The following is a 13,305-nucleotide window of genomic DNA, read 5'->3' on the forward strand; positions in this document are numbered from 1 at the left end:
TTCGGACTCATCAGGTCGGTCAGGCATTCTGCGCTTGCAGAAATATCGAGAACAGCTCGGACTGGGACTTGATGCCCAGCTTGCTGTACATGTGTTTCTTGTGGACTTTCACGGTTTCGATGGAGATTTCCAGCTTGCGGGCGATTTCCTTGCTCGAGCAGCCGCTGAGCATCAGGCGTCCGACGTCCAGTTCGCGGGCGGTCAGTTGCGCGCCCTTGAGCTGCTGCACCGAGGCTTCCAGCTGGATGCGCCAGTCGCCCGGCGGCGCAGTGGGCGGCGTGACGTTTTCCGGCAGTTGTTCGTGGGGCAGGCGTTGGCGCAACAGGCCCAGCACCCAGGGCTGGATCAGCGACAGCAGGGCGATCTGCTCGTCGCTGAAGCGGCGGGTGGAGCCCAGCGACAGGCAGAGGGTGCGGTCGCCGTCGAGCTGGCAGTTGAACTGGATCTCGTCGGCCACCACGTTCAGGCGGAAGTAGCGCTGGTAGTACTCGGTCAGTTCGAAGTGTTCCGGGGCGACCTCGGCCAGGCGGTACAGGCCGGTGCGCGACTGCTCGCGGCTGGCGATGTAGAACGGATCCAGCAGGTACAGGCCCTTGAGGTAGTCCTGGAACAACGGGTCGGGACTGCCGTCCTCGCCCGGGCATTCGGCGAAGACTTCCGGGCGGCCCTGGGCGCTGAACAGCAGGGCGACCCAACTGTCGAACGGCACGTACCGGTTGAGCAGGCGCACCAGTTGCGTCCAGAAGTTGGGCCGGTCCAGGGCCTCGATCATTTGCCCCACCGAACGGTGCCAGGCGATGTCATCCAGCGACAGTGTCATTCATCTACCCCTATCGAGTTACCCCGGCGGCGTGATTCCCATGGCCCGGCGCGGGTGCGCATACTGCGGCCACAGGTCATGACCGCGGACTCATTCTGCCAGTTCGGCGGGTCGCGGCGGTTGAACAGAACAAGGAATACCCATGAAAATCGAACTTGCCCAGCTCGCCGGCCGGGACAACGATACAGCTTACAACCTCGAGCGCGCCCTTGCCGCTATCGCCGCCTGCGCCGCCGATACCCGGATGATCGTGTTTCCGGAAACCCACCTGATGGGCTTCCCGTCCGCCGAGACCGTGGCCCGGGTCGCCGAGCCGCTGGACGGGCCGACCGTCCAGGCGGTGCAGCAGGCCGCCCGCGAGCGCGACCTGACGGTGGTGATCGGCATGGCCGAGAACGACAACGGCCGGTTCTACAACACCACCCTGATGATCACCCCCGAGGGCATTGCCCTGCGTTATCGCAAGACCCACCTGTGGGCCTCGGACCGTGGCGTGTTCAACCCCGGCGACGGTTATGCGACCTGTGAGTGGAACGGGGTGCGGGTCGGCCTGCTGATCTGCTACGACATCGAGTTCCCGGAAACCGCCCGGGCCCTGGCGCAACTGGGCGCCGAGCTGCTGATCGTCACCAACGGCAACATGGACCCGTACGGGCCGACCCACCGCACCGCGATCATGGCCCGCGCCCAGGAAAACCAGGCCTTTGCGCTGATGGTCAACCGCGTCGGCGAGGGCGATGGCGGCCTGCTGTTCGCTGGCGGCAGTGCCCTGGTGGACCCGTTCGGGACGCTGCTCAAGGAAGCCGGGCGCGAGGAGAGCCGTTTCAGCGTCGAGCTGGACCTGAGCCAGCTGGCGGCTGCCCGGCGTGACTACAGCTACCTGAACGACCAGCGCCTGCGGTTGCCGGGCGAGGTGGTCGAGCGGGCCGACGGGGTACGGGAGTTGCTGATTCCCCAGGCCTGATCCCTGCGTTATTGCGGCCGGCCCTTTCGCGGGTCGGCCCGGCTCCTGCAGCCTCCCGCGTCACCTGTAGGAGCAGGGCTTGCCCGCGAACGGAGCTACTGCGTGATCCGGCCCACGCACTCATAAGAATTTTGTGACACCGCTGCACTTTCGCCGAACTCGGCTCTGCCATAAATCCAATAACATTCGGAGTAGTCGCCTCATGGCTCGTTTGCAACGCACCCTTTCGCTGGGGTCGGTGGTGCTGTTCGGCATCGCCTACATGACACCGATCATCGTGCTCGGCACCTTCGGTATCCTCGCCCAATCCACCGCTGGCATGGTCCCGGCCGCCTACCTTGCGGCACTGGTGGCGATGTTCTTCACCGCCATGAGCTACGGACGCATGGCCGCCGCCTTCCCGGTGGCCGGTTCGGCCTACAGCTATGTGCGCAAGGCCATCAGCCCGAAGCTCGGCTTCATCGCCGGCTGGGCGGTGTTGCTCGACTATCTGTTCCTGCCCATGGCGATCTGGCTGATCGGCGCGGCGTACTTGGGTTCGGCCTTTCCCGCCGTCCCTCAACCGATCTGGGTGCTGGCCTTCATCGTCATCACCAGCCTGATCAACATCGTCGGCCTGCGCCTGGCCAACGGCGTCAACTCGTTGCTGATGCTGGTGCAGTTCCTGGTGCTGGTGGCCTTCGTCGCCCTGGCGATCCACTATATCGGCGGCGACGCGAGCAAGCCCTTGTGGACCCTGGCTCCGTTCTTCAACGGTGACATGCAGATGCCGCTGGTGATGAGCGGTGCGGCCATCGCCTGCTACTCGTTCCTCGGTTTCGACGCGGTCAGCACCCTGACCGAGGAAACCCGCGATCCGCGGCGTACCATCCCGCGGGCGATCATGCTGATCACCCTGATCGGCGGGCTGATCTTCGTTGCGGTGTCGTACTTCGTGCAACTGGCCCACCCGGCATTCGTCTTCGACAACGTCGACTCGGCGGCGTACGAGATCGCCCGCAACATCGGCGGCGACCTGTTCGTCAGCCTCTTCCTGATCGGCCTGATCGTCGGCCAGTTCGCCTCGGGCTTGTCGGCCCAGGCCAGCGGTTCGCGCCTGCTCTATGCCATGGGCCGCGACGGGGTGCTGCCGAAATCGTTCTTCGGCAGCCTGAGCGAACGCTTCGGCACGCCGATCAACAGCATCCTGCTCTGCGCCGTGGTGGCCTTGCTGGCGTTGAAGCTGGACGTCACCACCTCCACCTCGTTCATCAACTTCGGCGCCTTCCTGGCCTTCAGCCTGGTGAACCTGTCGGTGATCTTCCATTACTGGATCGGCGCGCAGCAGCGCGGTCTGCGCGAGCTGCTGCTGTTCCTGGTCTGCCCATCGATCGGCCTGCTGGCAGACCTGTGGCTGATGATCAGCCTCGATCACCTGGCGATCTACCTGGGCGTGAGCTGGCTGGCGATCGGCGTGGTGTACCTGGCTTTCCTCACGGGCGGCTTCCGCCAGCAGCCACCGGAGATGGATTTCCAGGAGGCCAACTGACGCGTATGGCGAACCGCCTCGATCAGGAGGCGGTTTTGTTCTGGCGGATCGGCAGCTCGATCCTGAAGGTCGTCCCCACGCCCAGCTCGCTGCTGACCGTGATCTGCCCGGCATGCTTCTGCACGATGCCGTAGGACAGCGACAGCCCCAGCCCCGTGCCCTTGCCGATCGGCTTGGTGGTGAAGAACGGATCGAAGATCTTCTGCAGGGTCTGCGGGGCCATGCCCGAGCCGTTGTCGGCCACTTCCAGCCAGACCTTCTCCCCCGCGCTGCCGCCGCGCAGGCTGATGGTGCCGCGCTCCGGGCCCATGGCCTGGGCGGCATTGACCACCAGATTCATGATCACCTGGTTGATCTGCGAGGGCAGGCATTCGATTTCCGGCAGGTCGGCGTAGTCCCTGACCACATCGGCCTTGTACTTGAGTTCGTTGGCGACGATGTTCAGGGTCGAGTCGATCCCCTGCTGGAGGTTGCTCCACTGCCATTCCTGGCTCGAGTCGACCCGGGAGAAGTTTTTCAGGTCCTTGACGATCTGCCCGACCCGGGCGATGCCGTCCTTGGATTCCCTGATCAGCAGCGGAATGTCCTCCTTGAGGAAGTCCAGTTCGATCTTCTCGCGCAAGGCCCGCAGGCGGCCGAGCAGCTCGGGTGAGGCGATGCCTTCCTCGGCGCTGTGGTAGGCGTCGAGCATTTCCCACAACTGGCTGAAATAGCTGTCGAGGGTGCCCAGGTTGGAGCCGATGAACCCGATGGGGTTGTTGATCTCATGGGCCACCCCGGCCGCCAGCTGGCCCAGGGAGGCGAGCTTTTCCGACTGCACCAGTTGACCCTCGAGTTGCTTGCGCTCGTCGATCTCGTGCTGCAAGGCCAAGCTCGCCTGGGTGAGTGCCTGGGTGCGCTGTTCGACCAGTTCCTCGAGGTGATGCATCTGCAGGCTGGCCTGGCGGGTCATGTCCCATTTGTTGGTCAGGGTATTGGCCAGTTGCTGGACCTCGATATTGTCGAAGGGCTTCTTCAGGATCAGCAACCGGTCATGGCCGTGCAGGCGATTCAGCAGATCTTCCCAGGAATAGTCGGTATAGGCGGTGCAGACCACGATCTGCAGTTGCGGATCGGCCTGCCACAGGTGCTCGATGCTTTCGACACCGTCCCAGCCCTGGGGCATGCGCATGTCGACGAAGGCCAGGGCATAGGGGCGTTCTTCGGCCAGGGAGCGTTCGACCAGCGCCAGGCCTTCCTGCCCACCATAGGCGGAGTCGAGTTCGAACGGCTGGCTGCCGACGGCCTTGGCCTCATGGCCGAACAGTTGGGCCTCGATCAGGTCCAGGTCCGGGCTCTCGTCCTGCTCCGGCATCAGGATCTTGCGAAAGTCATCATGGATCGATGGCGTGTCGTCCACCAGCAGGATGCGGCGGTTCGGCTGTGTTGTCATGGGACCCCCACGGCGGTTTTCAAGGGCAGTTCGAGAGTGAAGACGGCACCCTTGCCGGGGCCGTCGCTATGGGCGCTCAGGTGTCCGTTCATTTCCATCGCCGCCAGGGCGCAACTGTGCAGGCCGAAGCCGTGGCCATCCTTGCGGGTGGTGAAGCCATGGGCGAAGATCCGCGTCATGTTTTCCGGCAGGATGCCTTCGCCGTCGTCCTTGACACTGATGCGCAGGGTCGTGTCGTCGACCACCCGCACCTGCAGGGTGATCTGCCGGGCACGGTCGGACAGGTTGGCCATCGCCTGCTTGGCGTTGCTGATGAGGTTGATCAGGATCAGCAGCATGCGGTGCTTGTCGCCCATGATCCGCGGGACATCGCCGTAGTCGCGGATCACGACGACGTTGTGCCGGGTCAGGGCGCCGGAATTCATGCGCAGGGCGTCCTCGAGCAGGTCGCCGACGTGCAGCGCCTCCTCCAGGCTGGAAACCCCGGCATAGGATTGCTGGGTCGAGACGATTTCCTTGATGTGGTCGACGCTCTTGCTCAGTTGGCCCAGCTCCTCGGTCATGCCCTGCTGCTCGACGGCGATGGCCTCGACGAGCTGGTTCAGGTAGCCCGGCAACAGCTTGCCCTTGGCATCATGGGTGAGGAATTCACCGAGGTCATCGGGGTGCTCGTTCATCAGCCCGACCGCCTTGGCCAGGCCCTGTGCCTTGCTGTTGCGCAATTTGCGGGCGACCAGGTCGGCGGAGATGTTCACGCTGTTGAGCACGTTGCCGACGTTGTGCAGCACGTTGGTGGCGATCTCGGCCATGCCGGCGTGGCGGGCGGTCTCCATCAGCTCGCTCTGGGCGTCGCGCAGTTCGCGGGTGCGCTCCTCGACCCGCTGCTCCAGATGCTCGTTGGCGGTCTGCAGGGCCCGGTTGATCTGGTTGATCTGCGCATAGCTGCGGGCCAGGCGACTGGCCAGGTACAACAGCAGTACGGCCATCAGCGCCGAGAAAATCAGCAGGTACAGGTGATACTGCTGGTCGATCCGTTCGGCGCTCTGCTGGTCCTGGTTCAACTGGTCGGTGATGGCGTCGAGGCTTTCTGAAACCGGTACGGCGGCAATCTCGTCCAGCAGGTTATTGACGTTGGGTTGTTCGCGCAGGATCAGTTGTACGTGGTTGAGCAGGATATCGATCGGCGCCTTGAAGGCCGGCGGCAGGCGTTGCTGATCGACCGTCAACTGGTTGATGCCCAGCAGGATTTCGTTAGCCCTGTCGTCGGTGGTGATCTGGGAGAATTCGAGGGTACTGAGCAACAGGTCGTAGATATCGTTGGAGGTCGATTGCAGCATCAGTTTGTCGACATCCTCCAGCGTGCTCAACTGGCGCTGGATGTCGTCTTCGGCGGTGGGCAGGAAGGCCAGCGAGTTGCGCAGCACCGCGTTGCGTGACTTGAACTGTTCGACCAGCCGTTCTTTCTCCTTGAGTGCCTGGTTCAGCGTCGCGCGACGGTCCTTCCAGGCCCCGGAGGTATCGGTCGGCTGGCTCACCTGCAGCGCCTGGAAGGCCTGCCAGTAGGTGTGCATGTCGACCTGGGGTCTGATCAGCGGATCGTAGTTGCGGGCCACGGCGATCCTGGCCTTGAGGATCTCCGTATCCCACTGGGCGTCCAGTTGCTTGATCTGGCCGATCAGGTCGCGGCCTTCGGCGTACTCCTGGGTCAGGTCGCTGCGCGACATGACGTAGAGAAACACCAGCACCGCCGCCAGCACCGAGGTCAACAGTGGCAGGAGGATCCGGTTCAGCAGGCGCCTGGTCGGGTTCATTGCGGCTTGCCTCCCTGTTCACCGGTCAGTGTCTTGAGAAACAGCACGATCAGGCGTTTGTCCTCGGCCGAGGGGATGCGCCCCAACTGATAGGTGAACATCACGTCGACCGCCTCCTCAAGGGTCTTGGCCGAGCTGTCATGGAAGTAGGGGGCGGTGAGGGCCACGTTGCGCAGGCTGGGCACCTTGAAGACATGCCGGTCGTCCTCGTCCCCGGTGACCAGGAAGCGCCCGTCGTCGGCTGCGGTCGGGTTGCCGCGGGCCTTGAAGTAGTCGCCCATCACGCCGAACTTCTGGAACATGTTGCCGCCGATGTTCACGCCCTGGTGGCAGGCGATGCAGCCATAGTCCTTGAAGCGCTGGTAGCCGTATTTCTCGTCGAGGCTGAGGATGTCGGTGTTGCCCTTGAGGTACTGGTCGAAGCGCGAGTTGGGGGTCAGCAGGGTGCGTTCGTAGGTGGCCAGGGCGTTGCGCACGTTGGCCTCGGTCACGCCATCGCGGTAGGCGGCGGCGAAGGCGGCCTTGTAGGCCGGGTCCTTGACCAGGGTATCGATGATGTTCGGCCAGTTGTTGCCCATCTCGATGGGGCTTTGCAGCACCTGGCCGACCTGGTCCTCCAGGCTGTCGGCCCGGCCATTCCAGAACTGCTTGAAGTTCAGTGCCGCGTTGAACACGGTGGGGGTATTGACCGCGACGGTCTCGCCATGGAAACCGATGGACAGCGGTTTGTCGTCGACTCCGCCCTTGTCCAGTTGGTGGCAGGTGGCGCAGGACAGGCTGTCGTTGATCGACAGGCGTTTTTCGTTGAACAGCTGGCGGCCCAGTTCGACCTGGCGCGGGTCCTGCTGGGGGATATCCGGCAGGGGCTTGAGCGGTTCGTCCAGTGGCAACGCCAGGACGGGTTGCCCCCAGGCGCCGGCGAGCAGTAGCAGCACGAGCAATCGGCGAAATGACATTGCAGGTTTCCCTGGCTGTAGACGGTCGTGGGGGCGTTCAGTCCTGTCCTGGCGCTTTTTCCCGCCAGTCCAGTAGCAGGCTAGCGAACGCGTTGGCTTCGACGGCTTTGCTGAAGTAGTAGCCCTGCACCTCTTCACAGGCGTGGGCCTTGAGAAAGTCCAGTTGCTCGCGGGTCTCGACGCCTTCGGCAATGGTGTTCAGGTTCAGGCTCTTGCCCAGGCTGATAATCGCGCTGACCAGCGCCGCATCATTCCGGTCGCCGGCGAGATTGCGCACGAACGACTGGTCGATTTTCAGCACATCGACGGGAAAGCGCCGCAGGTAGCTGAGGCTGGAATAACCGGTGCCGAAATCGTCGATCGCCAGGCGGATGCCCAGGGCCTTGAGTGCGTGCAGCACCTCGAGCGTGGCGTCGATGTTCTGCATCAGTATGCTTTCGGTGATTTCCAGTTCCAGGCAGCGCGGGTCCAACCCGGTTTCCTCCAGCACCTGGCGGATTCTGTCGAGGTAGTCCCGTTGGCGGAAGTCGATGGCCGAGACATTCACCGACATGACCAGACGGCCCAGACCCTGCTCCTGCCAGGCCTTGGCCTGGCGGCAGGCCTGCCCGACCACCCAGCGGCTCAGTGGAACGATCAGTCCGCTGTCCTCGGCCACGGGAATGAAATCGCCGGGGAAGATCCAGCCGCGCTCCGGGTGCAGCCAGCGAATCAGTGCTTCCGCACCGACCACCTGGCCGCGCCTGAGGTCCAGTTTGGGCTGGTAGTGCAGGACGAACTCATCGCGCTCCAGGGCCAGGCGAATGCCCGACTCGATGGACTGCTGCCGACGCGCACGCAGGTTCATGTCCTCAATGAAGAAGCCGAAGTTGCCCGGCCCTTCTTCCTTGGTGTTGCGCATGGCCGTTTCGGCCTTCTTGACCAGGCCCAGCGCCTCTTCGCCATCGCCCGGATACAGGCTGATGCCCATGCTCGCGGTGACCCGCAGGGCATGCCCGGCCACTTCCAGTGGGGTGTTCACGGCATTGAGGATCTTTTGCGCGATGCCGTTGGTCTGGTGCGGGTGGGCGATATCGGGCAGTACCAGGACGAACTCGTCGGAGCCATAGCGAAACACCGAGTCCGACTGACGCAAGGCACCGATCAGGCAGCGAGCCACATGCTTGAGCATTTCGTCGCCGACGGGGTGGCCCAGGGCATTGTTGATGCGCTTGAAGCGATCCAGGCCGATGAACATGACCGCGGTCTGTTCGTCGTGCCGCTTGGCCAGGGCAATCGCCTGGCTGAGCCGGTCGACCAGCAGGGTGCTGTTGGGCAGTTCGGTGAGCACGTCGAACTGCAGCAGGCGCGAGACATGCAGCAGTTCCTGGACGCGCTCCTCGACGGTCCGCTCCAGTTCGCTCATGCGCGTGGCCATGTCCCGGGCCAGTTGCCATTTCCAGGTCAGGGCGCTGGCCATCTGGCGGATTTCCAGGCTGTCGAAGGGTTTCTTCAGGATCAGCAACTGGTCGCCGAAGGCCAGGCGGTCGGCCATCGATTCCCAGGAGTAGTCCGAGTAGGCGGTGCACAGGGCGACCTGCAGGTGGGGGTCGACTTTCCACAGCTGTTCGATGGTTTCCAGACCGTCCCAGCCCGGCGGCATGCGCATATCGATGAAGGCCATGGCGTAGGGCCGGTTGGCGGCCTGGGCCAGCCGGACCAGTTCCAGGGCCTCCTGGCCCTGGTAGGCCGAGTCCAGCTCGAAGACCTGACGTTGCGGTTGGTCGACGCCGAACAGCAGGGTTTCGGTCGACTCCAGGCTCAAGTCTTCCTCTTCTTCCGGGCCGAGGATCTTGCGGTAGTCCTGATGAATCGAAGCGGTGTCGTCGATGATCAGAATGCGCCGGTTGGCGGCGCCGGTCAGCGCGGTCATCACGAACTCTCCAGGTCGGGCAGTGCCTGCGGAGCGATGCTGCCCCGCTGCAGCAGCCGGGCGGCCTCCTGAGTGTCGACAGGCTTGCTGAAGTAGTAGCCCTGGGCGGCCATCGGCGAGCCGGTGGAGATCAGCGAGCTGCGCTGTTCCAGGGTCTCCACGCCTTCGGCAATGATGCCCACGCCGATTTCACGGGCGAAATTGATGATGGCCTTGAGGGTGGTGGCGCTGTCGGCATCCTGGGTGGCATGGTTGATGAACGACTGTGCCAGCTTCAGGTGATTGACCCGGTAGGTCTTGAGGTAGTCGAAGGAGGAGTAGTCGGTACCGAAATCGTCGATGGCGATCTTCACCCCGAGTTCGCGCAGGCGCGGCAATACGTCGTTCTGCGTCCACTTGGTCTGGGCCAGGGTCGCCTCGGTGACATCGAACTCCAGGTCCGATGGCGACAGCCCCCAGCGGGCGGTGGTCTCGACAACATCGTTCAACAGTTCGCCACCGCTCTTGAGCTGGGCCAGCGACAGGTTGATCGCGATCACCGGCGGTGCCACGCCCTCGTCGCGCCACTGGCGCATCTGCTGGCAGGCGTGGTCCAGCACCCAGTGGCCGAGGGCGACGATGGTGCCGGTCTTTTCCGCAGCCGGTATGAACACGTCGGCCCCGAGCAGGCCGCGCTGGGGATGGTTCCAGCGCACCAGCGCCTCCATGCCGAGGATTTTGCCGGTGGTGAGGTCGACTTCCGGCAGGTAGTGCAGTTCCAGCTGATCCTGATTGATGGCTTCCCTCAGGTCGTTGGCGATGGAGACCCGTTCGCTGACCTCCTGGTTGATCTCCTCGGAGTGGAAGTGGTACTGGTTGCGGCCCTTTTCCTTGGAACGGTACAGCGCCATGTCGGCCTGCACCAGCAGGGTGTCGGCGCTTTCGCTGTCGGCGGCGTAGGTGCTGATGCCGATGCTCACGGAAATCCGCACCTCGTTGCCATCGAGGCTGTAGGGTTCGACCAGGGCATTGCGGATTCTCGCCGCCAGGGCGCCGGAAATGGACGGATCGTTCATTTCCGTCTGCAGGATCGCGAACTCGTCGCCCCCCAGTCGGGCGACCACATCGCCTTCGCGGGTGCAACGCCTGATACGCTGGGACACTTCCTGCAGCAGCAGGTCACCGACCGGATGGCCCAGGGTGTCGTTGATCCGCTTGAAGTGGTCGAGGTCGAGGTAGAACACCGCGAACGGCGAAGCGCCGCGCTGGGCGGCGGCAAAGCTCTGGTGCAGGCGTTCGATCATGGTCGAGCGGTTGGCCAGCCCGGTGAGCCCGTCGGTACGGGCGAGCTGGGCGATCTTTTCCTCGGCGGCCTTGCGCTCGGTGATGTCGATGATGATGCCTTCGACCTCCAGCAACCGGCCTTCGGCATCGCGTACCGGTACGTAGCGGTTCTCCACCCAGCGCCACTGGTCGTCGCCGGTATGCAGGCGAAACTCGATGGAGGCGCCCTGGGCATCCCTGTCCAGCACCCGGGCCATGGCGGCGTCGACCTTGGGCTGGTCCTCCTCGTGGATCAGTTCCCGGGTCCAGTCGCTGGAGGCCACCAGGTCCTTGGCCACGTGGCCGAACTTGGTGATGTTGTGGGAGATGTACATCAGCGGGAACGAAGGTTCGCCGCGCAGGCGATAGAGGATGGTCGGGCTGTTCTGCACGATGATGTTGGCGTCGGACAGCTCGCGGGTGCGTTCCTCGACGGCCTGTTCGAGCTGGTCCATCTTCAGCTCGGCGTCCTCGGTCATCTGCCATTTGACGGTCAGGGCACTGGCCATCTGGCGGATCTCGATCGCATCGAAGGGTTTTTTCAGGATCAGCAGGCGATCACCCATCTCGACGCGGGCGTTCATGTCCTCCAGCGAGTAGTCGGAGAAGGCGGTGCACAGCGCGACTTGCAGCTTGGGATCGACCTGCCAGAGCCGTTCGATGGTCTCCAGGCCATCCCAGCCCGGCGGCATGCGCATGTCGATGAAGGCCATGGCGTACGGCCGGCCCTGCTCCAGCGCCTGCTCGACCTTGGCCAGGCCTTCGCGGCCCTGGAAGGCCGAGTCCAGCTCGAAGACGTGCTCAAGGCGGCTGACGCTATCGCCGAACAGCGCCTGCTCGGCCGCTTGCAGGTCGTCTACACCCCCTCCAGGGCAGAGGATCTTGCGGAAGTCCTCGTGAATGGACACGGTGTCGTCGATGATCAGGATACGACGGTTGATCGTGCTCATCGCGACGTCCCTGCCAGCCGGTTGAAATGCACTGAACGCATACAAAGAGGTCCTTTTCTCAGGCTACACAGCGAATGCGCGCTCGACTGCTTGCAGCATAGATGCAGTTTTGTCGCGGTGCTGGCGAAGTTGGGTCGATCCCCGATCACATGTCGCAAAAGCATCTACCCTTAGGGCGAGGACAGGGATCGCCAGCCATTCGGGGGTCCCGCAATCTGCAGCCCACGACGACATGAGGTGCGCCATGGATGAATCCGCCGTCAGACCCCGTATCCTGCTGGTCGATGACGAGGAGTCGATTCTCAACAGCCTGCGGCGCCTGCTGCGCAGTCAACCCTATGAACTGGTCCTGGCCGACAGCGGGGCGCGGGCGCTGGAGATCCTGGCCGAGCAGCCCGTCGACCTGGTCATCAGCGATGCGCGCATGCCGAACATGGATGGTGCGACCCTGCTGGCACGCATCCATGATTTGTATCCGTCGACCCTGCGGATCCTGCTGACCGGCTATGCCGACCTGGACATGATCACCAAGGCGATCAACGAAGGGCGGATCTACCGCTACCTCAGCAAACCCTGGAATGACGAGGAACTGACGCTGACGGTGCGTCAGGCCCTGGCCTTCCAGCACTCCGAGCGCGAGCGCCAGCGCCTGCAGGCGCTGGCCCGGGAGCAGAACAAGCAGTTGCAACAGCTCAACGCCACCCTGGAAAAACGCGTGCTGGCGCGTACCAGCGAAGTCCAGCAGACCGCCGACATGCTCGACCTGGCCTATGAAGAGCTCAAGCGCAGCTACGCGGTGACCGCCGAGGTGTTTTCGCGGATGGTCGAGTGGCGCCTGCCCAAGGACAAGCAGACCAACCGGGCGGTGATCGACCTGGTGCGGGCCTGGTGCAAGGCCACCGGCCAGGACGAGACCGACAGCCGCAACCTGGCCATGGCCGCGGCCCTGCACAATATCGGCAAGATGGGCTGGACGGACGGCATGATGGGCGCACCGGCCGACCAGTTGCACCATACCGAGCGTGAGCGTTACCGCGGTTATCCCAAGCAGAGCGAGTCGCTGCTGATGACGCTGGAGCCGATGCAGGACGCGGCTCGGCTGATCCTGCACCATCAGGAGCGCTGGGATGGCACCGGTTTTCCCGATCATCTCAAGGGCGAGGCGATTCCCCTGGGTTCCCGGGTGCTTAAGCTGGCGGTCGACTTCGTCGAGCTGCAGCACGGGCTGATTCTCGAGCGGCGGCTGAACAGCGACGAGGCCCTGCTGTTCATCCGCAAGTACTCCGGGCGTCTCTACGATCCCGGGCTGGTGGAGGAATTCGTCCGGGTCTGCGCCGAGCACCTGAGCGATGTCACCACCGGCGATCCGACGGTCAAGGTGCTGGGGACCCGCGAGTTGGAGGCGGGCATGGTCCTGGCCCGCAACCTCAATGCCGACAACGGCATGCTGTTGCTCAATGCCGGCAAGGTCCTGAGTGCGCCACTGGTGGAGAAACTGATCGGTTTCGAGGCCATGGAGGGCGCCAAGTACAGCGTGTTCGTCAAGGTGCCCGAGGAGGTCTCGCCATTGGAGCAGGCCACCTGAACCCGGCCTGGCAAGCCTGCTTTCGGCGGGCTTGCCAGTTTCCCG

Annotated in this window: 9 protein-coding genes; 3 read left to right on the forward strand and 6 right to left on the reverse strand. The window is 63.8% G+C overall.

Going from position 1 to position 13,305, the window contains the following annotated elements:
• Positions 1 to 19: 19 nt before the first annotated feature.
• Complete coding sequence (locus tag ACM62G_RS17820; RefSeq protein WP_273820130.1) at positions 20 to 820, reverse strand: helix-turn-helix transcriptional regulator; 801 nt, start codon at positions 818 to 820, stop codon at positions 20 to 22.
• A gap of 142 nt (positions 821 to 962) precedes the next feature.
• Here ACM62G_RS17820 and ACM62G_RS17825 point away from each other — a divergent pair, with 142 nt between their 5' ends.
• Positions 963 to 1,784: a carbon-nitrogen hydrolase family protein gene (locus ACM62G_RS17825; protein WP_273820131.1), complete on the forward strand. Its 822-nt coding sequence runs from the start codon at positions 963 to 965 to the stop codon at positions 1,782 to 1,784.
• Positions 1,785 to 1,986: 202 nt separating this feature from the next.
• Complete coding sequence (locus tag ACM62G_RS17830) at positions 1,987 to 3,312, forward strand: APC family permease (RefSeq protein ID WP_419735267.1); 1,326 nt, start codon at positions 1,987 to 1,989, stop codon at positions 3,310 to 3,312.
• Positions 3,313 to 3,334: 22 nt separating this feature from the next.
• Here ACM62G_RS17830 and ACM62G_RS17835 read toward each other — a convergent pair whose 3' ends face one another.
• From ACM62G_RS17835 to ACM62G_RS17855, 5 genes are read right to left on the reverse strand one after another with little or no spacing between them, the layout of a single operon-like run.
• Positions 3,335 to 4,744: an ATP-binding protein gene (locus tag ACM62G_RS17835; protein ID WP_419735268.1), complete on the reverse strand. Its 1,410-nt coding sequence runs from the start codon at positions 4,742 to 4,744 to the stop codon at positions 3,335 to 3,337.
• Positions 4,741 to 6,555 carry a DAHL domain-containing protein gene (locus ACM62G_RS17840; RefSeq protein WP_419735269.1) on the reverse strand — a complete coding sequence of 605 codons (1,815 nt, stop codon included), beginning with the start codon at positions 6,553 to 6,555 and terminating at the stop codon, positions 4,741 to 4,743. Before ACM62G_RS17840 ends, ACM62G_RS17835 begins: the two co-directional genes overlap by 4 nt.
• Positions 6,552 to 7,511: a cytochrome-c peroxidase gene (locus ACM62G_RS17845; RefSeq protein ID WP_419735270.1), complete on the reverse strand. Its 960-nt coding sequence runs from the start codon at positions 7,509 to 7,511 to the stop codon at positions 6,552 to 6,554. The genes ACM62G_RS17840 and ACM62G_RS17845 overlap by 4 nt, the downstream gene beginning before the upstream one ends.
• A gap of 37 nt (positions 7,512 to 7,548) precedes the next feature.
• A complete protein-coding gene (locus tag ACM62G_RS17850; RefSeq protein WP_419735271.1) occupies positions 7,549 to 9,423 on the reverse strand; it encodes a putative bifunctional diguanylate cyclase/phosphodiesterase in 1,875 nt (624 codons plus the stop codon).
• On the reverse strand, positions 9,423 to 11,675 hold the full coding sequence (locus ACM62G_RS17855; protein ID WP_419735272.1) for an EAL domain-containing protein: 2,253 nt from the start codon (positions 11,673 to 11,675) through the stop codon (positions 9,423 to 9,425). Before ACM62G_RS17855 ends, ACM62G_RS17850 begins: the two co-directional genes overlap by 1 nt.
• Before the next feature lie 244 nt (positions 11,676 to 11,919).
• On the opposite strand from ACM62G_RS17855, the gene ACM62G_RS17860 reads away from it, so the two are divergent.
• Complete coding sequence (locus ACM62G_RS17860) at positions 11,920 to 13,260, forward strand: HD domain-containing phosphohydrolase (RefSeq protein ID WP_273820142.1); 1,341 nt, start codon at positions 11,920 to 11,922, stop codon at positions 13,258 to 13,260.
• Positions 13,261 to 13,305: the final 45 nt, after the last annotated feature.

The organism is Pseudomonas sp. COR18 (assembly GCF_048568395.1).
GTDB lineage: Bacteria > Pseudomonadota > Gammaproteobacteria > Pseudomonadales > Pseudomonadaceae > Aquipseudomonas > Aquipseudomonas fuscovaginae_B.